At 69.4% G+C, this 24,889-nt stretch carries 20 protein-coding genes; 5 read left to right on the forward strand and 15 right to left on the reverse strand.

Annotated features, from left to right (window positions below):
- The gene (locus C4K88_RS07370; RefSeq protein ID WP_104120994.1) at positions 1–384 is read left to right on the forward strand and encodes a YchJ family protein; all 384 of its coding nucleotides are present in this window, start codon (positions 1–3) and stop codon (positions 382–384) included.
- Positions 385–415: 31 nt separating this feature from the next.
- On the opposite strand, the gene C4K88_RS07375 is transcribed toward C4K88_RS07370, so the two are convergent.
- The 12 genes from C4K88_RS07375 to C4K88_RS07430 form a co-directional block, all read right to left on the reverse strand.
- Positions 416–1,678: a glycine C-acetyltransferase gene (locus tag C4K88_RS07375; RefSeq protein WP_104120995.1), complete on the reverse strand. Its 1,263-nt coding sequence runs from the start codon at positions 1,676–1,678 to the stop codon at positions 416–418.
- Positions 1,679–1,692: 14 nt separating this feature from the next.
- Positions 1,693–2,736: an L-threonine 3-dehydrogenase gene (tdh, locus tag C4K88_RS07380; RefSeq protein ID WP_104120996.1), complete on the reverse strand. Its 1,044-nt coding sequence runs from the start codon at positions 2,734–2,736 to the stop codon at positions 1,693–1,695.
- A gap of 200 nt (positions 2,737–2,936) precedes the next feature.
- Positions 2,937–3,848 carry an aminoglycoside phosphotransferase family protein gene (locus C4K88_RS07385; protein ID WP_104120997.1) on the reverse strand — a complete coding sequence of 304 codons (912 nt, stop codon included), beginning with the start codon at positions 3,846–3,848 and terminating at the stop codon, positions 2,937–2,939.
- A gap of 111 nt (positions 3,849–3,959) precedes the next feature.
- Positions 3,960–5,474: an Asp-tRNA(Asn)/Glu-tRNA(Gln) amidotransferase subunit GatB gene (gene gatB, locus C4K88_RS07390; RefSeq protein ID WP_104120998.1), complete on the reverse strand. Its 1,515-nt coding sequence runs from the start codon at positions 5,472–5,474 to the stop codon at positions 3,960–3,962.
- Complete coding sequence (gene gatA, locus C4K88_RS07395; protein ID WP_104120999.1) at positions 5,474–6,979, reverse strand: Asp-tRNA(Asn)/Glu-tRNA(Gln) amidotransferase subunit GatA; 1,506 nt, start codon at positions 6,977–6,979, stop codon at positions 5,474–5,476. The genes gatB and gatA overlap by 1 nt, the downstream gene beginning before the upstream one ends.
- Before the next feature lie 3 nt (positions 6,980–6,982).
- Positions 6,983–7,279 (reverse strand): Asp-tRNA(Asn)/Glu-tRNA(Gln) amidotransferase subunit GatC, encoded by a 297-nt coding sequence (gene gatC, locus C4K88_RS07400; RefSeq protein ID WP_104121000.1) that lies wholly within the window; start codon positions 7,277–7,279, stop codon positions 6,983–6,985.
- A gap of 106 nt (positions 7,280–7,385) precedes the next feature.
- The gene (locus tag C4K88_RS07405) at positions 7,386–7,904 is read right to left on the reverse strand and encodes a GNAT family N-acetyltransferase (protein ID WP_104121001.1); all 519 of its coding nucleotides are present in this window, start codon (positions 7,902–7,904) and stop codon (positions 7,386–7,388) included.
- A gap of 76 nt (positions 7,905–7,980) precedes the next feature.
- Positions 7,981–8,373: an Hsp20/alpha crystallin family protein gene (locus tag C4K88_RS07410; protein WP_241521765.1), complete on the reverse strand. Its 393-nt coding sequence runs from the start codon at positions 8,371–8,373 to the stop codon at positions 7,981–7,983.
- Positions 8,374–8,556: 183 nt separating this feature from the next.
- Positions 8,557–9,702: a glycerol dehydrogenase gene (locus C4K88_RS07415; RefSeq protein WP_104121003.1), complete on the reverse strand. Its 1,146-nt coding sequence runs from the start codon at positions 9,700–9,702 to the stop codon at positions 8,557–8,559.
- A 57-nt stretch (positions 9,703–9,759) separates the two neighbouring features.
- A complete protein-coding gene (locus C4K88_RS07420; protein WP_206604356.1) occupies positions 9,760–10,794 on the reverse strand; it encodes an NAD(P)-dependent alcohol dehydrogenase in 1,035 nt (344 codons plus the stop codon).
- Positions 10,791–11,603, reverse strand: a complete 813-nt coding sequence (locus C4K88_RS07425; protein WP_104121004.1) for an iron-sulfur cluster assembly protein — start codon at positions 11,601–11,603, stop codon at positions 10,791–10,793. Before C4K88_RS07425 ends, C4K88_RS07420 begins: the two co-directional genes overlap by 4 nt.
- Positions 11,600–12,646: an amidohydrolase family protein gene (locus C4K88_RS07430; protein ID WP_104121005.1), complete on the reverse strand. Its 1,047-nt coding sequence runs from the start codon at positions 12,644–12,646 to the stop codon at positions 11,600–11,602. The genes C4K88_RS07425 and C4K88_RS07430 overlap by 4 nt, the downstream gene beginning before the upstream one ends.
- A 133-nt stretch (positions 12,647–12,779) precedes the next feature.
- Here C4K88_RS07430 and C4K88_RS07435 point away from each other — a divergent pair, with 133 nt between their 5' ends.
- Entirely contained in the window at positions 12,780–14,285 is a 1,506-nt protein-coding gene (locus tag C4K88_RS07435; RefSeq protein ID WP_104121006.1) for an AAA-type ATPase lid domain-containing protein, read from the forward strand.
- A 372-nt stretch (positions 14,286–14,657) separates the two neighbouring features.
- Positions 14,658–16,355 carry an HNH endonuclease gene (locus tag C4K88_RS07440; protein WP_104121286.1) on the forward strand — a complete coding sequence of 566 codons (1,698 nt, stop codon included), beginning with the start codon at positions 14,658–14,660 and terminating at the stop codon, positions 16,353–16,355.
- Positions 16,356–16,577: 222 nt separating this feature from the next.
- Here C4K88_RS07440 and C4K88_RS07445 read toward each other — a convergent pair whose 3' ends face one another.
- Genes C4K88_RS07445 through ligA form a run of 3 tightly spaced genes read right to left on the reverse strand, consistent with a single transcriptional unit; the run spans position 16,578 to position 20,259 of the window.
- Positions 16,578–17,045 carry a DUF2087 domain-containing protein gene (locus C4K88_RS07445; protein WP_104121007.1) on the reverse strand — a complete coding sequence of 156 codons (468 nt, stop codon included), beginning with the start codon at positions 17,043–17,045 and terminating at the stop codon, positions 16,578–16,580.
- Positions 17,042–17,911, reverse strand: a complete 870-nt coding sequence (locus C4K88_RS07450) for an inositol monophosphatase family protein (RefSeq protein ID WP_104121008.1) — start codon at positions 17,909–17,911, stop codon at positions 17,042–17,044. Before C4K88_RS07450 ends, C4K88_RS07445 begins: the two co-directional genes overlap by 4 nt.
- Positions 17,908–20,259 carry an NAD-dependent DNA ligase LigA gene (ligA, locus tag C4K88_RS07455; protein WP_241521766.1) on the reverse strand — a complete coding sequence of 784 codons (2,352 nt, stop codon included), beginning with the start codon at positions 20,257–20,259 and terminating at the stop codon, positions 17,908–17,910. The genes C4K88_RS07450 and ligA overlap by 4 nt, the downstream gene beginning before the upstream one ends.
- A 461-nt stretch (positions 20,260–20,720) precedes the next feature.
- Here ligA and C4K88_RS07460 point away from each other — a divergent pair, with 461 nt between their 5' ends.
- Positions 20,721–22,943: a bifunctional polysaccharide deacetylase/glycosyltransferase family 2 protein gene (locus tag C4K88_RS07460; protein ID WP_241521767.1), complete on the forward strand. Its 2,223-nt coding sequence runs from the start codon at positions 20,721–20,723 to the stop codon at positions 22,941–22,943.
- Positions 22,944–23,180: 237 nt separating this feature from the next.
- Complete coding sequence (locus C4K88_RS07465) at positions 23,181–24,884, forward strand: glycoside hydrolase family 5 protein (protein WP_167398988.1); 1,704 nt, start codon at positions 23,181–23,183, stop codon at positions 24,882–24,884.
- Positions 24,885–24,889 lie beyond the last annotated feature (5 nt).

Here is a 24,889-nt window from a genome sequence, read left to right on the forward strand (position 1 = left end):
ATGACCCGTGAGGACTGCCCCTGCGGAACCGGCCTGCCGTATGGGGAATGCTGCGGGCCGCTCCACCTGGGAGACGCGCCTACGACGGCGCTCGCACTGATGCGCTCACGCTTCTCGGCCTTCGCTCTCGGGCTCGAGCGGTACCTGCTCGACTCGTGGGACCCGTCGACCCGTCCGGAGACCGTCGATCTCGACGGGGACGTGGAATGGCGGCGCCTGCAGATCGTCGACACGGCTCTCGGCGGCGACTCCGACGACGCCGGCGTAGTGGAGTACCGGGCGTCGTTCCGGCACGACGGGCGGTCAGGGCTGCTGCAGGAGCGCAGCCGGTTCGTCCGGGTGGAGGGGCGCTGGAAGTATGTCGACGGGGACGTGCGCCCCTAGGAGCTGCAGCGATCTGCCAGGTGGTCCCGGATCACGCGCCGCCCACGTGGGCACCGGGAGCATCGCCGTCGGAAGCACTCCCGCCGCCGTCGGCCGGGTCTGCCGCTACCGCGGCGCGGGCGGCGACGAAGGCCCGGACGCAGGCCTCGACGTCCGCCGGCGTGTGCGCCGCGGAGAGCTGTACGCGGATGCGTGCGGCGCCCTTCGGCACCACGGGGTAGCTGAAGGCCGTCACGAAGACGCCCTGCGCGAGCATGGCGTCGGCTGTCCGGGCGGCGAGGACGGCGTCGCCGAACATGACCGGGACGATGGCGTGCTCGCCGTCGAGCAGGTCGAAGCCCTTCTCCGTCATGCGGCGGCGGAACAGCGCCGCGTTGGCGGTCAGCGCCTCGCGGAGCTCCCCGCTGGTCTCGACGAGGTCCAGCGCGGTCAGGGTCGCGGCGACGATCGAGGGGGCGAGCGAGTTGGAGAACAGGTAGGGGCGGGCACGCTGCCGCAGGAGGGCGACGATCTCCGCGCGGGCGGCCACGTAACCGCCCGACGCCCCGCCGAGTGCCTTGCCGAAGGTACCCGTGAAGATGTCGACGCGGTCGGCGACCCCGGCGTGCTCGGGCGTGCCGGCCCCGGTGGCGCCCATGAACCCGACGGCGTGCGAGTCGTCGACCATGACCATCGCGTCGTAGCGCTCGGCGAGATCGCAGATGGCCTCGAGGGGTGCCAGGTAACCGTCCATGGAGAAGACGCCGTCGGTGACCACCAGCCGGCGTCGTGCCCCCGATGCTTCCTGCAGCTTCGCCTCGAGGTCCGCCAGGTCCCTGTTGGCGTAGCGGAAGCGCTGCGCCTTGCACAGGCGGATGCCGTCGATGATGGACGCGTGGTTCAGGGCGTCGGAGATGACGGCGTCCTCGGGACCGAGGAGGGATTCGAACACGCCACCGTTGGCGTCGAAGCAGGAGGAGAACAGGATGGTGTCCTCGGTGCCGAGGAACCGCGAGACGCGGCGTTCGAGTTCGAGGTGCAGGTCCTGGGTGCCGCAGATGAAGCGGACGGACGCCATCCCGAAGCCGCGCTCGTCCAGCGCTGCCTTCGCGGCGGCGATGATGTCCGGGTGGTCGGCGAGGCCGAGGTAGTTGTTGGCGCAGAAGTTCAGCACCCGGGCGTCGTCGGCCCCCAGCGCGCCGGCCGTGATGTGGCTGGACTGCGGTGAGGTGATGCGGCGCTCGTGCTTGAACAGGCCGGCACGGCGGATCTCGTCGAGTTCCCCGGCGAGCTGGTCACGGACTGCTGAATACATGGTGTTCCTGTCTCCTAGAAGGTGGTCCAGTCGAGGACCACTTTGCCGCTCGCTCCGCTGCGGGCCGTCGCGAATCCCTGCTGCCACTGCTGGGCGGGCAGGCAGTCGGTGACCACGGACGCTACCGCCTCGCGCAGGGTCCCATTGGACTGCAGCATGGCGCTCATCGCGTACCACGTCTCGAACATCTCCCGGCCGTAGATGCCCTTGAGGGTCAGCATGTGGGTGACCACCTTGCCCCAGTCGATGGAGATCGGACCTGCCGGCAGGCCGAGCATGGCGATGCGCCCGCCATGGTTCATATTGTCGATCATCTCGGGCAGCGCCGTCGCATGACCGGACATCTCCATCCCGACGTCGAAGCCCTCCTTCATGCCCAGCTCGCGCTGCGCGTCGGCGATGCGCCTCCGGCTGACGTCGACGGCGAGGTCCGCTCCGACGCCGCACGCGAGGGCGAGCCGGGATGGCGAGACGTCGGTGATGGCGATCTTGCGGGCCCCGGCATGGCGGGCGACGGCGACGGCCATGAGACCGATGGGACCGGCGCCGGTGATCAGCACGTCCTCGCCGACGAGCGGGAAGCTCAGGGCGGTGTGGACGGCGTTGCCGAAGGGGTCGAAGACGGCGCCGAGCTCGGGGGTGATGGTCGCGTCGTGCACCCAGACGTTGGTCTCGGGGACGACGACGTACTCGGCGAAGGCGCCGTCGCGCTGGACGCCGACGCTGGAGGTGCGGATGCACATCTGGCGGCGGCCGGCACGGCAGTTCCGGCAGATCCCGCAGACGATGTGGCCCTCGCCGGAGACGCGGTCGCCGATGCGGACGTCCCGGATACCCTCGCCGAGGGCGACGACCTCGCCGTAGAACTCGTGCCCGGGGATCAGGGGTGCGGTGATCATGCCCTGCGCCCAGGGGTCCCAGCTCTCGATGTGGAGGTCAGTGCCGCAGATGCCGGTGGTGATGACCCGGATCTTGACCTCGCCCCACCCGGCCTCGGGTTCGGGCCGGTCCACGAGCTCGAAGCCGGGGTGCGCCCCGGATTTGTACAGCGCCTTCACTGAACGGTTCCTTCCATGCCGCGCCTGTCCCTGACGGGTCGCGTCGGGATCGTGCGGGACGAGTGCCAGGGCGGAATGTGCCCGGAGCAACAGTAACAGCGGGATCGGTCCGCGGGCCGCCGCGGCGGGTGGGCAGACCCGGGGGAACGCCGCACCGGGTCTGGGCCGCCGCGCCGGGTGTGTGCCCGGGTTCCGCGCGATCAGAGCCAGGGGGCGTCGTCGAGGACGGCGGTCAGGGTCTCCGCACCGAGGTCGAACAGGGCCGGGGAGTCGTCGGACGATGCCGCCAGGGCGCTCCCCATGCTCAGAGCCCAGCCCCGGGCCCGTTCCCAGGTCGCGGCGTCGACCGCACGCAGGCGTTCGAGCTCGGCGCGGAAGGCGGCCCGGCCGGCGCCGTCGAAGTGCAGCCACGCGGCAGCGAGGTCCGTCGCCGGGTCACCGGAGCAGAGGTCGCCGAAGTCGACGACGCCGGCGAGCCTGCCGTCGGGTGCGAGGACGACGTTGGCCGGGTGCAGGTCGCCGTGCAGCCAGAGCGGCTCCCCCGACCACGCCGGCGCCGCGAGGGCTGCGTCCCACCCGCGCAGCAGGGCACCCTCGGGTACCCCCGGAATCTGCGGGAGGGACGCCAGCCGCGCCCGGACGACGTCGTCGCGCGCCGCCAGCGGGCCACCGCGGCCCACGGGACTGACGGGGGCGTCGTCGGGCGCGGGCTGGTGGAACTCGGCGAGGAAACGGGCGAGCGGGCGGGCCGCGGGTGAGCGATCGCGGCGTGGAACGGTGCTGCCGCTGACGCCGTCGATCCATCGGCAGACGGACCAGTGCCAGGGGTAGCCGGCGCCGGGCCGGCCGCTCCGCAGGGGTGCCGACGTCGGGACGGACACGCGGGCAGCACGCTCCGGCAGCCACTGCTGCTCGGCGATCATCAGGGCATCGGCGACCGCCCGCCGGGGCAGGCGGACCACGAGGTCCTCCCCCAGCCGGAACAGCGTGTTGTCCCAACCGCCGCCCGCGAACTGCACCGGCAGCTGCGCGAGGTCCGGCAGCTGCTCACGGAGCAGGGCGGCGACGAGGGACGGCGTGACGTCGATCTCCGCCCGGGGCATGGCGGCCATGGGGACCTCCTCGGATCGCAGAGCCGGGGCAACGGTGGAGACCCGTGGGGAGGTTGCCCCGGGTCTGCACCGCCGCCGCGGCGGCCCCGCCCGAAGCAGGACGCGGGCGGACTACCCCTCGACGCCGAGGCGCTGCAGGATGAGCTCGCGCACGCGACCGGCGTCGGCCTGCCCACGGGTGGCCTTCATGACGCCGCCCACGATCGCGCCGACGGCCTGGACCTTGCCGCCCCGGATCTTGTCCGCGACGTCGGGCTGGGCGGCGAGGGCGCCGTCGATCGCCTCGAGCAGCGGGCCGTCGTCGGACACGACCGCGAGGCCGCGCTTCTCGACGACCTCCGCGGGCGTGCCCTCACCGGCGAGGACGCCGTCGAGCACGTCGCGGGAGAGCTTGTCGTTGATCTTGCCGGACTCGATGAGCGCGTTGAGCTCGACGATCAGCTCGGGCGTGACGCCGAGCTCGGCGGGCTCGACGTCGGCCAGCTTGGCGCGGCGGGAGATCTCGCCCATCCACCACTTGCGGGCGACGGCGGCGCTGACACCGGCGGCGACCGTGTCCTCGATCGAGGACATGACCCCGGCGTTGACGACGTCGCGGAACTCGGCGTCCGAGTAGCCCCAGTCGGCCTGCAGGCGCTTGCGGCGTTCGGCGGGAGGCTCGGGCAGTTCGGCGCGGAGCTTCTCGATCCAGGCGTCGTTCGTCACGACGGGCACGAGGTCCGGCTCCGGGAAGTAGCGGTAGTCGTCGGCGTCGGACTTGGGCCGGCCGGACGTCGTCGAGCGCGTGTCCTCGTGCCAGTGCCGCGTCTCCTGCTGGATCGGCGTGCCGGAGTCCAGGACGGCGGCGTGCCGCTGGATCTCGTAGCGGACGGCGTGCTCGACGGCGCGCAGCGAGTTCACGTTCTTCGTCTCGGTGCGGGTGCCGAACTTCTCCTGGCCCTTCGGCTTCAGCGAGACGTTCGCATCGCAGCGCACGTTGCCGCGCTCCATGCGGGCGTCCGAGACACCGAGGTTCTTGACGATCTCGCGGATCGCGGCCACGTAGGCCTTCGCGAGCTCGGGGGCCCGCGAGCCGGCACCGACGATCGGTTTCGTCACGATCTCGATCAGGGGTACGCCCGCACGGTTGTAGTCCACGAGGGAGAACTCGGCGCCCTGGATGCGGCCCGTCGCCCCGCCCATGTGGGTGAGCTTCCCGGCGTCCTCCTCCATGTGGGCGCGCTCGATCTCCACGGTGAACACGGTGCCGTCGGCGAGCTCGATGTCGATGCTGCCGTCGTAGGCGATCGGGTCCTCGAACTGGGAGGTCTGGAAGTTCTTCGGGGTGTCCGGGTAGAAGTAGTTCTTCCGCGCGAAGTAGCACTTCTCGGCGATCCTGCAGTTCAGCGCGAGGCCGATCTTGATCGCGGATTCGACGGCGACGCCGTTGACGACGGGCAGGACGCCGGGCAGCCCGAGGTCCACCGGCGTCACATTCGTGTTGGGCACGTCCCCGAATGCGTTGGGTGCGGAGGAGAACATCTTGGTCCGCGTGTTGAGCTCCACGTGGACCTCGAACCCGAGCACGGGATCGTACTTCTCCATGGCCTCGTCGAAGGACAGGACCTCATCGGTTACAGCAGTCATTACTTACCACCTGTGATCTCGGGGGCCTGGGCCAGCAGCGGCCCGCCCCACGTGGCTTCGAGCAGCGATTCGAGGACAGCGCCCACACGGTAGAGGCGCGCGTCCTTGCGGGCGGGGGCGAGGAGCTGGATGCCGACGGGCAATCCGTCCTCGTCCGCGAGGCCACCGGGCAGGGACAGGCCGGGGACGCCGGCCATGTTCGCCGGGATGGTGGCGACGTCGTTCAGGTACATCGCCAGCGGGTCGTCGAGCTTCTCGCCGAGCTTGAACGCGGTGGTCGGGGCGGTCGGGGAGATCAGGACGTCGGCCTGCTCGAACGCGGCCGCGAAGTCGCGCTGGATGAGCGTACGCACCTTCTGCGCGGATCCGTAGTAGGCGTCGTAGTAGCCGGCGCTCAGCGCGTAGGTGCCGAGGATGATGCGGCGCTTGACCTCGTCGCCGAAGCCGGCCGCGCGGGTGGCCCCCATGACGCGCTCGATCGTGGGCGTTCCCTCGGGCACGACGCGCAGGCCGAAGCGCACGCCGTCGTACTTGGCCAGGTTGCTGGAGGCCTCCGACGGCATGATCAGGTAGTAGGCGCTGAGCGCGTACCGGAAGTTGGGGCAGGAGACCTCGACAATCTCGGCGCCCGCCGAGCGCAGCAGGTCGAGCGACTCGTGGAAGCGCGTGAGGACGCCGGCCTGGTAGCCCTCGCCCTGGAGCTCCTTGATGACGCCGATGCGCATCCCCTCGACCTGGCCGAGGCGGGCGGCCTCGACGAGGGCACCGACCGGGTCGGTCAGCGACGTCGAGTCGTGGGGGTCGTGGCCGCCGATGACCTCGTGCAGCAGGGCGCTGTCGAGGACGGTGCGCGAGACGGGGCCGATCTGGTCGAGCGAGGAGGCCATGGCGATCGCGCCGTAGCGGGAGACGCCGCCGTAGGTGGGCTTCACACCGACAGTGCCGGTAACGGCGCCGGGCTGGCGGATCGAGCCGCCGGTGTCGGTGCCGAGCGCCAGGGGCGCCTCGAACGCGGCGACGGCGGCCGCGGACCCGCCGCCGGACCCGCCGGGGATGCGGTCAAGGTCCCACGGGTTGCGGGTGGGCCCGTACGCGGAGTGCTCGGTGGAGGAGCCCATGGCGAACTCGTCGAGGTTCGTCTTGCCGAGAATCGGCATCCGCGCGGCGCGGAGCTTGCGGACCACGGTGGCATCGTACGGGCTCTGCCAGCCCTCGAGGATCCTCGACCCGGCCGTGGTGGGCTGGCCCTTGGTCACGATCAGGTCCTTGACGGCGATCGGGACGCCGGCGAGCGGGTGCAGGGTGTCGCCGTCCGTGCGGGCCTTGTCGACCCCGGCGGCGACCAGCAGCGCCTCGTCGGTGTTGACGTGCAGGAACGCGTTGATCGCGCCGTCGACGGCGTCGATGCGGTCGAGGTAGGCCTGCGTCGCCTCGACGGCGGAGACCTCCTTCGCGGCGAGTTTCTGCGAGAGGGCGTCGGCGGAGAGGTGGATCAGCTCTGTCATGGGTTACTCCCCGTCCAGGATTGCAGGGACCTTGAAGCGGCCGTCGGCGTTGTCGGGGGCGCCGAGAAGGGCCTCCTCGTTGCTGAGGGTCTCCCCCACCACGTCGTCGCGGAACACGTTGCTCAGCGGGATCGGGTGGCTCGTCGCGGGGACGTCGTCGCCGGCGACCTCGCTCACGCTCTTGATGGCATCGACGATTCCCCCGAGTTCCCCGGCCATGCGGTCGAGCTCGTCGTCGGTCATGTCGATGTGGGCGAGCCGCGCAAGATGCGCGACGTCGTCCCGGTTGATCTCAGCCATGGATCTCCCCTGGAAGTCGGAGGTGGGTATCTGCCTCCAGTCTAGTGCTGGCGCGTCCTGCCCCCGGCATCGGCGGGGGCAGCGGCCGACGACGGCGGGAGCGCGCCTACAGGGGCAGGCGGAAGACCCAGAGCAGGATGTCCTCGTTCGGGACCTCCCAGTCGCGGCCGGGCACGCGGACGAAGCCCATCGACTCGTAGAGGCGGTGTGCCCGCACCATGTCGGAGCCGCTCGTCAGGCTCACGGCCTCGATGCCGGGAAGGGTGCGGGCGTGCTCGATGATGCGCTCCACCATGGCGCGGCCCACGCCGCCGCGCTGCACGGCCGGGTCCACGGCGAGCATGCGGAATTCCAGCTCGCCCTCGACGGCGATGTCGGTGTACCGCTGACCCGCGAAGGTGAGGGCGACCGACCCGACGACGACGCCGTCGCGCTCCGCCACCCAGACCTCGGCGTGCTCCGCGCGGTGCTCGATGTCGGCCAGCACCGCCATGTAGGGGTGGGCCTCGTCGGTGAAGTAGCCGGCCTCGAGGTAGGCACCGCGGGTGATCCGGCGGACGTCGTCGTAGTCCTCGGGACGGACGGGACGGACGGTGATGCGGGCGTCGGTGGGTGCAGTGGTCACGGCCTCATTTTGCCACGCGAAGATACCGCCGGGACGCCGTCGTCCCGGCGGGCGCCGGTCCTGCTCCTGTCGCCGATCAGCCCCGTGTGACGGGGAGCTTCCGGGGTCCCTCGTGCTTCGCGTCGTCCGGGAGCGGCGCCCTGACGTTCAGCACGCCGTCGGCGTAGCTCGCCTGGATGTCCTCGTCCTTCACGCCGTCGGGGAGCGCGATGTCGCGTCGGAAGGACCCGTAGCGGAATTCGCTCCGGTAGCGGTCCTTCTCCTTGTGCTCCTCCTTCTCCTCCCGGTGCGCGCTGATCCGCAGGACGCCGTTCTCGATGCTGACCTCGATGTCCTTCTCGGGATCGAGCCCCGGCATCTCCGCGCGGACCACCAGGTCCTTGCCGTCGACGAACTCCTCGACCCGGATGGAGGCCGGCCCGGACGACGACGACTCGAAGAGCCGTTCCATCGAATCGAGCAGGTCCATAGGAGACCTGGGGCCGGCATTGAACGGGGAGTTCCGCCGGCCGGGTCCGAACGGCGGCCATCGCCGTGCATCAGTCATGACAAACTCCAGACTCTCGGTGGGATCGGCCCGCTCAGGGCCGGATTCCTCGAGTAGACACCGGAGGCTCCCGCACCGACAGGGACGAAAGACCCTTCAGGCGCCTCAGTGCGGGGCTTTGTACGGCGTCGGGGCGGGGAGGCCTGCTTCCTCCCGGACCCGCCGCGCGAAGCGCTCGATAGAGGTGAGAGCGGAGACGACGTCGGCGGGCCTGACCTCGAACGGCATGGCGTGGATGGTCTCACCGGCCACGGTCGCCGTGGCGGCAATCAGTTCGAGCTCCCTAGTGTCCTCGGGCGTCAGCCCGATCTCCGTGAGGGTGGTAGGAAGCCCCACCCTCGTGGTGAATTCGATGAAGTCCCGGATGTCCTGCGTGGGAGCGCCCTCGAGGACGAGCTGGGTCAGGGAGCCGATGTTCACTTTCTGGCCATGGGCGAGGCCGTGGGTCTGCGGCGCCGCGGTCAGGCCGTTATGGATGGCGTGGGCTGCCGCCAGGCCTCCTGACTCGAAGCCGAGGCCGGACAACAGCGTGTTGGCCTCGATGACCTTCTCCACGGCCGGGGTCACGAGGTGGTCGCGGACCGCGTCGAGGGCCGGCAGCGCGTTGTCCCACAGGACGTCCCAGCTCAGCCGCGCGAGGGCCGTCCCGGTGAGTGTGGGGAGCCCACCCGCCATCGTCAGCGAGCTCGACGTCGCCGTCGCCCGCGCTTCGAGCCAGGTCGCCAAGGCATCGCCCACCCCTGCGGCGAGGAACGCCGCCGGGGCGTTGGCGACGATCTGGGAGTCGACGAGCACGAGGTCCGGGTTGCGCGGGAAGAAACGGTACTCCTCGAAGGTGCCGTCCTCGGTGTAGACCACAGCGAGGGCCGACGTCGGCGCGTCGGTCGAGGCGACCGTGGGGACGGTCACCCACCGGATGCCTGACAGGAACCCGGAAGCCTTGACGGCGTCGATGGTGCTTCCACCGCCCACTGCGACGGCGACGTCGGCGTTCGTCCGTTTGATCACCTCGACGAGGCGGTCGATCTCCTTGGCCGAGGGCACGCCCCCGAAGGCCTCCCGCGTGACGGGGAGCCCTGCCGCCTCGAGGGAGGTGGTGACGTCGTGTCCCACGAACCCCCAGACGACGTCGTCGGCGACGACGAGCGGCGTGCTCCCTATCGGTGCGAGGTACTCGCCGAGCCGGGAGATGGCCCCCGGACCCTGGGCGTACCGGCCGGGACTGATGACGGAGCGGATGGGGCTGGGCATGGGGACCTCCTGGGTCTCGTGGGCGGGCGGACTGGTTCGGATGATGCGGTACTTGTGTCAGGGAACGAGGACGGCCCGGCCCCTCACTCGGCCCCCCTCGAGGTCGTCAATGGCCTGCTGGAAGTCGTTCAGCGCGTACTTCTGGGTGTGCAGGGTGACGGCACCGCGGGCGGCGAGCGCCATGAGGTCCTGGAGGTCGTTGTAGGAGCCGACGAGGTTCCCGATGATGTTGATCTCGGTGGAGATGACGTCGATGGTGGGGACGTCGATGTTCTCCCCGTAGCCCACGACGTAGTAGTCCCCGGCCCGCCGCAGCATGGCGAGGCCCTGGGTGGTCGCCCCACCCTCGCCGACGAAGTCGACGACGGCCTCGGCGCCGTTCCCTCCGGTGAGGGCCAGCACCTTCTCGACCTGGCTGCCGTCGGCCAGCACACCCTCGTGCGCCCCGATGCCCCGAGCGAGGTCCAGGGCGTCCGCATTACGGTCCACGACCACGATGCGTGCCGGGGTGAGCGCCCTCAGGACCTGAATGCCGATGTGGCCGAGTCCGCCGGCCCCGATGACGACGCACGTGTCCCGGGGGGTGAGCCGCCGCGCGGCCTTCGCAGCTGCGTGGTAGGCGGTGAGGCCTGCATCCGCGAGCGCGGCGACATCCGACGGCTCCAGGGAGTCGTCGATCCTCACCACCGAGCGGGCGGACGTGAGGATGTACTCGGCGTACCCTCCATTGGTGTCGAGGCCGGGGAACTGGCTGGTCTCGCAGTGCACGTCGTCCCCGGACCGGCAGGCGCGGCACAGCCCGCAGGTGATGAGGGGGTGCAGGATGACCTTGTCGCCCACGCCGACGTTCGTCACGGCGCTCCCCACGGCGTGCACCCAGCCGGCGTTCTCGTGCCCGATGGTGTAGGGCAGCTGGACCTGGGATTTCTCCGCCCACTGGGCCTCGAGGATGTGCAGGTCGGTACGGCAGACCCCCGCGCCGCCGACCCTGACCACGACGTCGAACGGTCCGGTGATGCCCGGCATCGGCACCTCGGCCATCTTGAGGGCTTCGTGGTAGCCGACGACCTGCACTGCTCGCATGCTGCTCATGTGGAGGACTCCTTCGTGGTCAGGGGAAGTAGCGGGAAGAGATCGGAGGGCTCGGCGCCTTCCGGACGGAACGCCTGATCCGCGCCGGAGCCCTCGTAGCGGGTGCGCAGGAGCCCCCGGCAGAAGTGTGCGTTCCCGTCGATCGAGATGCGGGTGGACCGGGCACGGCGCAGGGCGAGCGGGACGGCGTCGGCGGGATACGGGCGGCCGTCGTCGTCGACCAGCACCGACGCGTCGGCGTCCCCGGGCAGGCCGAGCGCCGCGCGTCGGCGCATCAGCGCGTCCGTCTCCCGGCCCGCGGGGAGGTCTCCCAAGTGCATCCCGCCGACGTCCTCCACCCGGAGGGTGGGATCGGCGCGCAGCAGTCCGGTGAGGCAGCGCTCCATCGCGGCCGTGTGTGCCTTCCGCCGGAACGTCCACCGCAGTTCCTCCAGGCTGTCCTCGGCCTCGTGCAGGAACGTGCCACGGTATCCGGCGTCGGCCGCGAGGCCCGCGTTGATCAGGTCCGAGTCGTGGTGGTCGTCCAGTTCCACGACGACGGCGGCCACCCCGGGAAGCGCCGCGATGACATCCTTGCTGTCGGAGGCCATGAGGTAGGCGAAGTTCGGGGAGCAGAAGGACGTGGGAAGGCGCAGGTGCACCCGGACCAGCGCACCCGTACCCCCGTCCACGTCGTCCACACGGACGGAACGAACGAACCCGAGCTCGGTGATGGGCTCGTCGAGCTCGGGGTCGAACACCTTCCCCAGCCCCATTCGGACGTCGTCTTCGGTGACTGCATGCATGATCCCGGCGGGCGCAGCAGTCATTGTGCGCTCGCCAGATCGGCCCGTTCCGGCTGCCGGGGACCCGTCGCCGTCTCCTCGGCGTCGGGAAGCCGGAGGTCCGCCGGCACCGGGATGTCGTACATCTTCGCGGCGTTGAGGCCGAGGATCTTCTTCTTCTGCTCGATGGTGAGCGGCGCGTACTCGGTCATGTCCTCCGGGATCTGGAAGTCCACGAACTGCTCCACGAGCCACCGCGGGGTCCACAGCGCGTAGTCGCTGGAGAACTGGATGCGGTCCTCCCCGATCCAGTAGATGAGTTCGCCGATGATCTGCGCGAAGTACCGCGGGCGGGTGTGCATGAACGGCATGGCCACGGCCAGACCGCCATGCACGTTCGGCTCCTGTGTCGCGATCCAGCAGAAGTCCTCGAGACGGGGCAGGCCCACGTGTTCCACGATGAAGTTGAGGTCGGTGAAGTCGGTGGCGGCGTGATCGACGTCGGACACGTCGAAGGCATCCCGGTCCAGGGGCCGGATGGTCGGACCCTTGTGAACGTGGATGTTCTTGATGCCCAGAGCACGGCACTCCTCGAAGTACCGGGAGGCCCACGGGTCGGACAGCTTGTACCCGCGCGATTCACCGTGCCACTCCGCGGTATACAGCTTCACGCCCGTGAAGCCCATCCTCTCGTGGTCGGCGCGCAACTGGTCCAGTCCCGCCTCGCCGTTCCGGGGGTCGAAGCAGTGGTTGTAGGTCAGCTTGTCGGGGTGCGCCGCTGCAAGGCCGTAGGCCTCCTCGGTCTGCCCGAACCCCCGATGGTAGAACTCGCCGAGGTACGCCGGCTGGAAAATCGCGTGATCCACGTACCCGTCGGTGAAGAGGTCCTTCATGAGGCGCTCACCGCCCTGGTACAGATAGTCCTCGTAGCTCCACACCTCCGATTCCGGGGAGAGATTGCGGTGGTAGTCGTAGAAGCAGTCGATGAACTGCTTGCCGTGGATATTGCGCTGGTTCTCGGGACGGGCGTCCCAGAGCGCTATGTGCGCATCCACGATGAAATAGTTCTCGCCGTCTTTGCTGTACATCGTCGATCTCCTCCTGGCGACTGGGCAGCCGCGACAGGACCGACGTTAGGTGCGAAAATGGCTTTCATCGCGCGGGGTATGTCTCATTCTGAGACGATCCCGGCAGCCTCGATACACGACGAGGAGGACGGCAATGGCGCCGAACCAGAAGGGCGTTCACTTTCCGCCGGGGACGGACCCGGATACCGGGCCCTTGCTCGTCGCCGCCAAACGGCTGTCCGCATCATGGCGGCGCAGCGAGGAGTACGGGGTGTCCGCCGAGGAGGTGGACCCCAGCTGGTCCGGTGCGGCACCGACGGACTCCCTGTTCTTCGAGTGCGGACACGAGGTGCTCACGGCCCTGCGCAGCACGCTGGCCGACGAGCCCGTGAGCCTCATGCTCAGCGACGCCGACGGCCTGCTGCTCCTGCGGCTGAGCGGAGATCCGAGCCTCCTCCGTGCCCTCGATCGGGTGCATCTGGCCCCCGGGTTCACCTATTCGGAGCGCGATGCCGGCACCAACGGCATGGGGCTGGCGCTGGCGGACCGCTCACCGGCCCTGGTCCGCGCCGAGGAGCACTACAGTGCCAGCCTGCGCACCTATACGTGCGCCGCCGCGCCCGTCTTCGATCCAGTCAGCGGGACGCTCGAGGGCTGCGTCAACATCACCACATGGTCCGAGGCCTCCCCCGACCTCCTGCTGGCCCTGGCGCAGTCGGCGGCCGGCAACGCCACGGCACTGATGCTCGGCCGGGCCCATGGCCGCCGGCAGAGGCAGGGGCCCAGGGGCGGTGTGTTCAGGCTACGGCGCGAGCGCCTCGAACCTGCCGTCGGGACCCTCCGCGCCCTGTCCTCACCCTGGACGGATGCATTGGACCAGACGACACACGCGCTGGCCGCCGGGCGCCTCGTCGCCGCGGTCGGGGAACATGGTGCGGGGCGGGCGACGCTCCTCGCGCAGGCGTTCCGTACCTACCGCCCGGGGGTTCGCATCCTGTCGGCCGCCGCCCCGGCGCCGGACGACGTCGACGCCTGGCTGTCCCTGTGGACCCCGGAACTGGCCAAGGCGGACACCGCGGTGATCGTCGAGAACATCGACCGCCTGCCCGCCTGGGCCGCCCAGGAGCTGAAAGGGCATGCCGTCCGTGCGCTGCGAGCCCTCCCAGCGTCCGGGTCCGGAACAGCGCCGGCCCTCGCATGGGCCGTGACGGCTGCCGATCTGGACGCCGTTCCGCGTCCTCTGGCCGCCGCCATCGACACCGTGATCACCGTGCCACCGCTCCGGGACCGGGGCGACGACGTCCTCCACCTGGCTCGGTTGGCAGCCTTCCAGACCCGGCTTCGCGAGATCGACTTCACTCCCGCCGCCGACCGGGCGCTCCTGGCGCACGACTGGCCCGGCAACGTCGACGAACTCTTCACCGTGGTCCACGACGCGGCGGTCCGAGCGGAACGGATCGACATCAGGCATTTGCCCGCCTACGTCCTGGGCCGGCACAGCCTGCACCTCAGCCGGATCGAGGCGATCGAACGCGACGAGATCGTCCGGAGCCTCGCCCAGCCGGGAACGACGGTCACCGCGGCGGCGGCAGAGCTCGGCATCAGCCGCGCGACCATCTACCGCCGGATCGCCCACCTTGGGATCACGCGGCCGAGGTGACCCGGTTCGTCCCTCGGGACGCCTGCGTCGGCCCTGTCCAAGGGCGAGAATTGCCAATCGCCCTCCTCCCGTTCTCGACGAGTTGAGACCCAGCATCAGGCGATACTTACGGGACGTATGGGGGACGTGGGCCCTGACCGGAAGTTGCCGCGAAACCAGTCCCAACGGGAGTCTGACCGGCCCCAGTAGTGTCGGTGGTGGCTGCGAGAATTCGGTATGGGCAGCAGCCGGAACGCCCCGTTCGGGACCACCGATATCGGTGGCGCTCTGCCGCAGGTGGGAGTTCCCTTGGGTTCGATCCGGTCGGTGGTAGTCCCGTCCGGCGCTGTCCCGGCGGATACCTCCGCGGGGCCCTCCACCCCATCCGACCGGATGCCTGATCCCGCCGGCGCATCGTCCGTTGGTCCAATCGCTACGTCCTCGGCAGCTCGCCTCCGGGACCTGATCGACACGGTGGGCTCCCTTCCCCTGGGTGCGGGCGGTGCGGAGTTGATCGATGAGGTGCGGGCCCTGGAGGAGTTGAAGTCGGCGATCGCCGGTCGGCAGGCTCGGGCTGCTGTGGCCTTCGATCTGGTCCAGCGTCAGTCGCAGGCGGCCGCTGGTGTCCCGGTCGCGGAGCAGGGTCGTGGGGTGGGCGCGCAGCTCGCCCTGGCCCGCAGGGAGTCCCCGGCCCGCGGCGGCCGGCTGCTGGGGTTGGCCAGGGCGTTGGTGACGGAGATGCCCCACACCCTCACCGCCCTGGAGACGGGCAAGCTAAATGAGTGGCGGGCGACCCTGCTGGTCCGGGAGACCGCCTGCCTGTCCGCTGCGGATCGGTGCGCGGTCGACGAGGAACTCAGCCCCGACACGGGCACCTTCGACGGCGCCGGCGACAGGGCCCTCATCGCGGCGGCTAGGGCGGCGGCGTATCGGCGGGATCCGCGCAGCGTCGCGCAGCGGGCCAGCCACGCCGCCTCGGAGCGGCATGTGAGTCTGCGTCCGGCCCCGGACACCATGACCTACCTGACCGCCCTGCTCCCGGTCGCCCAAGGGGTGGCGGTGCATGCGGAACTGACCCGGCACGCCGACACCCAACGCGCCGCAGGCGACACCCGCAGCCGGGGCCAGCTGATGGCGGATGCCCTGGTGGAGCGGACCACCGGAACCCCGGGCGGGTTCTCCCGCGTCGAGGTGCAGCTGATCATGACGGATAGGACCCTGCTGCAGGGCGACAGCGAACCGGCCCGGCTGCCCGGGTACGGGATCGTCCCCGCCGGCTGGGCCCGGGACCTCCTCACGACCACGGACCCGGGGCGGACCGGGGAATGCGGAGCCGGTCGGCCCGCCGGGTGGTCGACCGAACGGCCAGCCGGACTTGCAAGCGGGGATGCAGTCGGGTGGCGCGACAAGCGATCAGCCGACAAGTCAGCCGGACGTGAATCAGGGAGCGCGGGGCAGCCCGCGGATCAAGCAACCGGACTCGGGGGGAACGTAGCGGATCAGTCTGCGGATCAAGCAGCCGGACTCGCAGAGGCCTCAGCCGATCCGGCGGCCGCACCTGGGTTCCAGGTGTGGCTCCGGCGGCTCTACACCGCCCCGGGCACCGGGGAACTGATCGGCGTCGAGTCCAAAGCCCGGCTGTTCACCCCGGGGCAGCGTCGGTTTGTCCAGGCCCGCGACGATCTCTGCCGCACCCCGTACTGCGATGCGCCGATCCGCCACTTCGACCACATCATCCCCTGGCACACCAACGGACCCACCACACTGGCCAACGGGGCCGGGCTCTGCGAGGCGTGCAACCACACCAAGGAACTCGACGGCTGGAGAGCACGAACCGTCTCCGCGCCCGGGGAACGGCACGCCCTCAAAGTCACCACACCCACCGGGCACACCTACCACTCCACCGCACCACCCCTCCCCGGCAGCAGGCCCAGTGGGAGGCCTAGCAGGAGGGAACGTGAGCAGGAGGCCGGGACGCAGCACCGTTTCTCGGCGCCGCCCCCATCGCCGGGCCATGCACCGGACGATTCCAGCGCTCAGGGATATCCATACGTGCAACGGAGCCTGCGGGTCGACTTCGTCTACGCGTGATCTGCGGGTAGCGGTCGACAGGCCGGTCGATGCCATGTTCGGGTATACCTGCCCGGGGCCTGAATCCCGTAGCTTGCGCAGGTGGGAATGGCGCCGCTGGGGCAAAGGACGGTCGCGGCCGCTCGCGCACTCGCAGTCCGGGTCCGGCGCTGCGAGCGTCCCCGCTGAACGCCGACCTGCGAGCATCGGAAAACTGGGCCTGGGAGGGTTGCCCGGGTTCCCTCAGAGCTCCCCGGCCACCCGTCGGTATCCGGTCCCGTCGTCACGGCGCTCCAGGAAGCCGTGATCGACGAGCGCGCGCCGCAGGGTCGGCACATCGTGCGTGACGGTCGAGAGCAGCCGATTGACCTCGCGTTCGCCGAGTTCCTCGTCGGCCGGGAAGAGCCGTCCGGCGAGGTGCGCGAGCAGATCGGTGCGGTCCTGCCCGGCGCGCGGCAGACCGTCGATCCGCCCGTCCCGGAAGAAGCGGTCCACCCCTCGCGGGGTGGGAGCCGCCGCAGTGGCGAGGACCTGCCGGAACAGTCCGTCCGCAACGGCGTGTTCCGGTGTCAGCAAACCGGCGTCGACGAGCCGCTGCAGTTCCTTCGGCGCGGCGTCGAGCGACTGCCCGAGCACGGCCTGCGCGTAGAGCACCCGGGATCGTCCGCCGGAGAGCGTGGACAAAACCTTCTGCCACGACGGCGCGCTCATGCCGGATCCCCGACGGGCGCGGCACCGATGAGGGAGCCGATGAGGGCGGCGGGCCCGGCCGCGGTGACACCCGCCAGCCGCTCGGCCTCGGTGGGCCCGCCGTCGAGCATGGACCGGAGCGTCGGCCGGTGGACGGCCAGGCCGGCCTCCTCGGCGATCAGGGCGCCGGCCGCGTAGTCGTGCTCGTGCAGGCCGCGCTCCACGAAGGCGTCGAGTGTGCGGTCGGCGACGAGGCACAGGTCCAGGGCGGCCGAACCGAGCCGTCGGATGTCGCCGTAGCCCTCGATGAGTGCCGCGAGGGCTCCGATCTGCTCCGTCCGGGTGTCCGCGTCGTAGGAGAGTCCGGTACCGAGCAGCCGCCCCATCCCGGTGCGCGCGCCGACGAGACGCCGCACGGACCCGTGATCGCTCACCCAGGCTCCCCCGCCGCGCGATGCCCAGTAGATGCGGTCCAGTGCGGGCGCATGCACGACGCCGGCGAGCCAGGTGCCGTCGGGGCCGGCTGCGGCCACGGACGTGCCGTAGTAGACGATGTCGCGGATGAAGTTGGTGGTGCCGTCCAAGGGATCGATCGACCAGCGGACTCGGCCGCCGTCGGGGGTGAACCCGGCGGGCACCGTGGTGCCGAGCTCCTCGCCCGTGATCGCGTCGTGCGGTCGGGCACCCAGGATCACGGTCCGGACCGCGCGTTCGGCAGCCACGTCGAACGCGGTCACCCAGTCACTGTCCGAGCTCTTGCTCGTCGCCTCCAGCGCCCCGGGATCCCGCCGGGCCAACACCGCCGCGCCCGCCGCAGCGGCCTGTCGGGCGAGATGGAGGAGCTCCGCCGGGGACGATGCCCCGGCAGCACCGGGCGCGGCGGTCATCGGGCCGCCCGCGCGTCGGGATCCGTGCCGGCCCCGGCCTCGAGCTCCTCGGCCACCTCGGCGTCCTCGCTCTCATCCCCGTCGGGCGCGGCGAGGCCATCGGCGGGGCCGTCCTGATCCCCTTCGGACCCGGCCGGTCCGTCGTCGGCCCTCTTGTCCGCCGGACCGTTCTCGAGGAGGGCGATGAAGCCCTCCTCGTCGAGGACCGGGATGCCGAGCGTCTCGGCCTTCTCCAGCTTGGTGCCCGCGTTCTCGCCGGCCACCACGTAACTCGTGTTCTTCGACACCGATCCCGCGGCCTTACCACCACGCGTGATGATCGCCTCCTTCGCCTCGTCGCGGTTGTACCGCTCGAGGGAGCCGGTCACGACGACGGTCAAGCCCTCGAGCGTGCGCGGCGTGCTCTCGTCGACCTCGTCCTCCATACGCACCCCTGCGGCCGCCCACCGATCGACGATCTCGCGGTGCCAATCCTCCGCGAACCACTCGGTGAGCGCGACAGCGATCGTGGGGCCCACGCCGTCGACGCCCGCGAGCTCCTCCTCGCTCGCCGCACGAATCCGGTCCATGGACCCGAAGGCGGTGGCGAGGGCACGCGATGCCGTCGGACCGACGTGCCGGATGGACAGCGCGACGAGCACGCGCCAGAGTGGCTGCGTCTTTGCCTTCTCCAGTTCGGTGAGGAGTTTCCGGGTGGTCGCGCTCGGCTCGGAGGGCTTCTTCGCGGTGCCCTTGGAGTAGAAATAGGGCACGAGTTCGCGGCCCGTGACCACGCCCTTGACCTTCTTGTCCCGCTCGATCCTCACGTCCGCCAGCTTCTCCGGGGTGAGATCGAAGATGTCGGCCTCGGTGGTGATGGGCGGCACCGCGGGCTCGGCGGGCTGGGTGAGGGCGATGGCCGCCTCCCAGCCGAGGGCCTCGATGTCGAAGGCACCGCGGCCTGCGAGGTGGAAGACCCGCTCGCGCAGCTGCGAGGGGCAGGAACGGGCGTTGGGGCAGCGGATGTCGACGTCGCCCTCCTTCGCCGGCTGCAGCGGAGTTCCGCAGGACGGGCACTCGGTGGGCATGACGAACGGCCGCACCTTCTCCGGGTCGCGCAGGGCCATGACGGGGCCCACGATCTCCGGGATGACGTCGCCCGCCTTGCGCAGCACCACGACGTCGCCGATCATGACGCCCTTGGCCTTGACCACCTCCTGGTTGTGGAGCGTGGCCATGCTGACCGTGGACCCGGCGACCTTGACCGGCTCCATGAGCCCGAACGGAGTGACGCGGCCGGTCCGGCCCACGTTCACGAGGATGTCCAGGAGTCTGGTGTTCACTTCCTCGGGCGGGTACTTGTAGGCCACGGACCACCGGGGCACACGGGAGGTGTGGCCGAGCGCGCGCTGCAGAGCGAAGCTGTCCACCTTGACCACGATGCCGTCGATCTCGTGCAGCAGGTCGTGGCGGTGGTCCCCATGGTGGGCGATGAAGTCGACGACCTCGTCCTGACTGTGCAGCACCCGGTAGTAGGGCGACGTCGGCAGGCCCCAGCCCTTCAGCAGCTCGTAGGTCTCCGACTGCGTCCGTGCCGACAGCCCCGTCCGCGCACCGATGCCGTGGACGTACATGTCCAGCGGACGCTCCGCCGTCATGGCCGGGTCCTTCTGGCGCAGCGAACCGGCGGCGGCGTTCCGCGGATTGGCGAAGGGTGCCTTGCCCGCGGCCACCATGCGCTCGTTGAGCTGGCCGAACTCCTTCGTGGGGAAGAACACCTCGCCGCGGATCTCCACCTCCTCCGGATGGTCCGCGCCCTCGAGGTGCCGCGGGATCGAGGCGATGGTGAGGACGTTGTGGGTGATGTCCTCCCCCGTCACCCCGTCGCCGCGCGTGGCCGCCCGCACCAGCTCCCCGTTGCGGTAGAGCAGGTTGACGGCCAGGCCGTCGATCTTGAGTTCCGTGAGCCATGCGATCGTGGCGCCGGGGCTGCGCTGCTCGACGCCGGCCGTCGCGCGGTCCAGCCAGGCCGTCAGCTCGTCGAGGGAGAAGACGTCCTCGAGGCTGTACATCCGGGCGAGATGCTCCACGGGGGCAAACGCAGCGGACACCTCACCGCCCACCTCCTGCGTCGGGGAGTCATTCGCGACGAGCTCCGGATGGAGCGCCTCGAGCTCCTCGAGGCGCCGGAACAGGGCGTCGAACTCGGCGTCCGAGATCGTGGGCGCAGCGTCTTGGTAGTACGCGATGCGGTGCGCCCGGATGCTGTCGGCGAGCTGCGCGTACTCCTCGCGCAGGGCCGCGCCGGGAGGCCCGCCCTGCTCGGCCGGGCCTGCGTCTACCGATGCGCTCTCAGGTTCTGGGGTCACTTTCCTTATCTTGCCCTACGGCCCTGACACCGGGCGTCCCCACGCGCTCGACGACCGCCACAGATGGCCGATCCACCCCAGACCCACCGGGGCAGGACCAGCCGCGGAACGAGTAGCACTCCTCGATAAGCAAGTAATGCCACTGCGAAAGAAATGCGAATTACCTATTCGCCGGCGCGATTTCGAGTGCCGCCTACTCGGGCTCCGAACGAACACGGTTCCTAGCCTTTAGGGGGCGAATGCAGCCCGATCCCCGGTCACGACAAGCACTTACCGGAGGGCAATGAATTCTACCGAAATCACTCAATGTACGGGGTCTCATGTATAGATTACGGCGCAAAGGCTCGACACTCTGGGGGGAAACCCCGTCCGTCGTCCCGGCGGGGGCAACCTCTGTTCCCGTATTCTTCGATCCCACCGGCAGGCGCTGGGCGAAACTGGTTGCCGGCTTCCTGCTGATCATGGTCGCGATCGCCGGCGTGCTGGCCTGGTTGACACCGCATGCCATGTCACCGACATGGCATGCCTCGACGAATCAGGAGCCGGACTACCCCGAAAGACTCCTGGCCACGGGCGATCCGGAGAGTATCCCCCTCCTCGGGACGGACGAGGGCTTCGCCCTGGTGCGGATCGCACTCGTGGAACGCGAGAACGGCAAGGTCTATCTCGCCGATCCCTTCAGTGATGCGCGCTTCCGAGACGCCACTCCCGAGGAGGTCGAACTGATCGGGGACCACCCCTATGTGATGGAACGGTTCGGCACGCCCGGGGAGAAGCAATTGATGCTCACCTTCGATGACGGACCGACAGCTGAATACACCACGGAGATCCTCGACGTCCTTTCCCGGGAGAAAGTCCCGGCAACATTCTTCAGCGTCGGCGAGAATGTGGTGCGTAATCCTGAGCTCTTTCGAAGAATCATCCGGGAGGGTCATGTCGCCGCCAACCATACAATGACGCACGCGGACTTCTACCAGCACGATGAACTGCGGAATCGCGAGGAACTGATTGCGACCGACCGCATCATGCGCTCGACCGCCGGCTATGCGACGCGCCTGTTCCGCATCCCGGAGGGCGACCCGGACAACAAGCCCCTCACCCTGCTCCAGGCGCAGCAGCTGGGTTATCTCCAGGTCGACATGAACGTCGACACCCTCGACTGGAGCTACGAGCCCGGCGAGGAGATACCGACGCCGCAACTCGACGGCAGCGGGGCGATCGTCCTGATGCACGACGGCGGCGGCGACCGCACGGCGACCGTCGACATGCTGGAGGATCTCATCGCGCAGGCCAAGGACAAGGGCTACACCTTCTCCACCGTCGCGCCGTTGATCCCGGCGGACATGCAGGAGATGCTGCCCCTTAAGACCGTCCAGGCGGGTCTCGCCGACCACGCGACGCTGACGGCGTCGACCATGTTCATCGTGACACCTGTCACGCTCATGACGTGGTTGTTCTGGTTCGGTATCGCTGCCCTGACCATCATGTCGGTCCTGTACGTGCTTCTGGCCATCATCGGCCACCGCCGCCAGCAGAAGACACAGTGGGCCCCCCTGGACGCCGACACCTGCCCCCTGGTCAGCATCGTCCTGCCCGTGTTCAACGAACAGCCCGTCATCCTGAGGACACTCGAAGCCCTGAAGGCCAGTGACTATCCTTCCCTCGAGGTCATCGCGGTCGACGACGGGTCCACGGACGACACCCTGGCGATCATGAGGGGGTTCGCCCGGGACTGGCCGCAGCTGCGCGTGCTGACCCAGCCCAATGGAGGAAAATCAGCGGCGAGCAACCTCGGTATCCTGTCCGCCCGCGGGGAGATCATCGTGACGCTCGACGGCGACACCCTCCTCGAGCCGCAGACCGTCCGGATGCTGGCGCGGCACTTCACGGATACCCCCGAGGGGCGCAAGGTCGGTGCAGTGGCAGGGCACGTGAAGGTCGGCAACCGGAAGAACCTCCTGACGGCCTGGCAGAGCCTGGAATACATCTCCGGCATCTGCGTCACACGCATGGCGGAAGGACTCGTCGGCGCCATCTCGATCGTGCCCGGGGCGTGCGCGGCCTGGCGGGCCGAAGCGATCCGCGAGGCGGGGGGTTACTCGCACGACACCCTGGCGGAGGACGCGGACCTGACCCTCACGATCCAGCGCCTGGGGTACAGGCTCGTGCAGGAGAACCGGGCCGTTGCCTGGACGGAAGCACCGATGACCGTGAAGGGCCTGGCGAAGCAGCGTCTTCGCTGGACCTACGGCAACATCCAGGCCCTGTACAAGCATCGGTCCATGATTCTCCGACCGAAGTTCGGGGTGCTGGGAATGGTCGCCCTCCCCTACTCCCTGCTCGCGACCGTCATCCCGCTGCTGTTCCTGCCGATGACCGTCGTCGCGGCCGGCCTGAGCATCTCGGCCGGCAACTGGGAGAGCATCGCCGCCTTCGCCGCCTTCGTCGCGGGCACCCACTTCGTCATCTCGTTCGTGGCCCTCGTGATGGTGAAGGAAAGCTTCTGGCACCTCGCCATCGTGCCGATCTACCGGGTCATCTACGAACCGCTCCGGGCGTACCTGCTCTATGCGTCGCTGCTGCAGGCGCTCCGGGGTCGCGCGGTCGGCTGGTACAAGCCGGAGAGGACCAACAGTGTGGCACCCCAGCCACGCGAGGTCGATCAACTGCTCACGCCGAAGTGATCGAACGTTTCGCGGTACGCCACGAGTGGAGAGGATTCCTCGCCGGGTCCACTCCGCCTCTGGCAACGCAGCGCGGGTGCCGAGCCGCAGTACCGGCGGACGGAAGTTCGATTGTTCGGGTCCCGGTGAGGCTGATGATAGGAGTGACCGATGCAGGGGTGTAACCGGCCAGAGCAGGACAATCCGCCTCCGGGCAGAGCTCGACACCGAGGTGTCGGCCGCCTTCGGGTCAGGGCGTTGGCGGTAGTCCTGCTGGTGGTCCTGTCGCTCACCGCCGCCGGGTGCACGCCGTCCCGGGACAGCGAGGTCGAGCCGACAGCCGCACCGCCGTCGACGACGGGTTTCGTGGCGGCCGAAGGACGCGGCCTCGTCGTCGACGGGGAGCCCACCCGACTGAAAGCGGTGAATTTCTCGAACCTGTATCACCGGAACCTCGACGGGAACGATCTCCTCGAGTCCCAGCACCACTCCGAGGTCGATTTCGAGCGCGCGAAGGAGCTGGGGTTCAACAGCGTCCGCTTCGCCTTCGACGGTGAGTGGTTCGTCGATTCACCGGAGACTTTCATGGCGTGGCTGGACCAGAACGTGGCATGGGCACGGGACCACGACATACGACTGATCCTCGACCTGCACACCCCCATCGGTGGTTTCTGGCTGGATCCCACCAGCGACGCCGTGAGCTTCGACGTCTGGTCCGATCCGGCGCTGCAGCAGAAGAACGCCGACCTGTGGCGCGCGATTGCAGCCCGCTACAAGGACGAGCCCGCCATTGCCGCCTACGACCTCCTCAACGAACCGGTGACCACCGACGCCACCGGCGAGCAGTGGAAGGAACTCGCGCAGGAGCTCGTGGACGCCGTGCGATCGGAGGACCCGAACCATCTGCTGGTCATCGGAGGGATCTATGGCGTCGACGGCAAGTACGGCGCCGCCGGGATCGATCAGCACTTCCTGGTCGACGACGAGAATGCGATGTACGACTTCCATTTCTACGAGCCCATCAAGTACACCCATCAATACGCTTCCTGGGTCGAGGGACCCATCCAGGACGGCGGCGGCTACCCTGATCCGGACATCGTCCTCCCGACGGGCGAGAAGGTCATGCTGCCGGAGAGCCGCATCAGCACGCCGTCGCTGCCGACCGGGACCACGGACTGGGCAGCTTATGACAGCGGGATCGTTCCGCTGACCGATGCGAGCGCCATCGCTGCCACACCGCTGGTCACCGTGCAGGGAGGCATGCAGGGAACAGCCACCTTCGATGCGATCACAGTGACCGAATACGGCCCTGACGGTACTGAGTTGCGCACGATCATCGATGAGCCCATGGACAAGAACGGCACACTCGACTGGTACCAGTGGACTTTCGGCGGCGACCCCGCGGCGCCGCCGGGATTCGCACGGGAAGCCACCGGCCATGAGGACGACGGCAGCCTGTCGATCAGTGATGCCGAGGACGCCTCAGCCGTGAGCGGCTGGAGCAATGACGGCCGGCTCTTCAAGGTGACCTCCGGCAACCAGTACCGTATCCAGGGGTACATGCGCGGACAGAACATCTCGTCGACGACGGAGACCGACCCCCGCATCACCCTTCACCTGGACGTGTATACCCGCTCGCCCGGAGCAGCAGAAGGCGGCTTCATCGAACGGGACAAGGACTATCTCGCGTACGAGATGGCGAAGCACCTCGAGTTCGGGGCGGACAACGACGTCCCCATGTCCGTCATGGAATTCGGGACCGTCCGTCAGGCCTTCGAGATGGAGGACAAGGGCGGCGACCAGTGGGTGACCGACATGCTCGCACTCCTCGAGGAGAACGACCTCAGCTTCGCCTACTGGGAGTACCACGGCACGCAGATGGGCCTGTACCTGAGCGGCAGCGGTCAGCCGGGCGAACCCAACACGGCGCTGCAGGACGTCCTCCGGCGCGAACTGCCCTGACCGGT

This window comes from Arthrobacter pityocampae (genome assembly GCF_002927275.1).
Classification (GTDB): Bacteria; Actinomycetota; Actinomycetes; order Actinomycetales; family Micrococcaceae; genus Arthrobacter_D; species Arthrobacter_D pityocampae.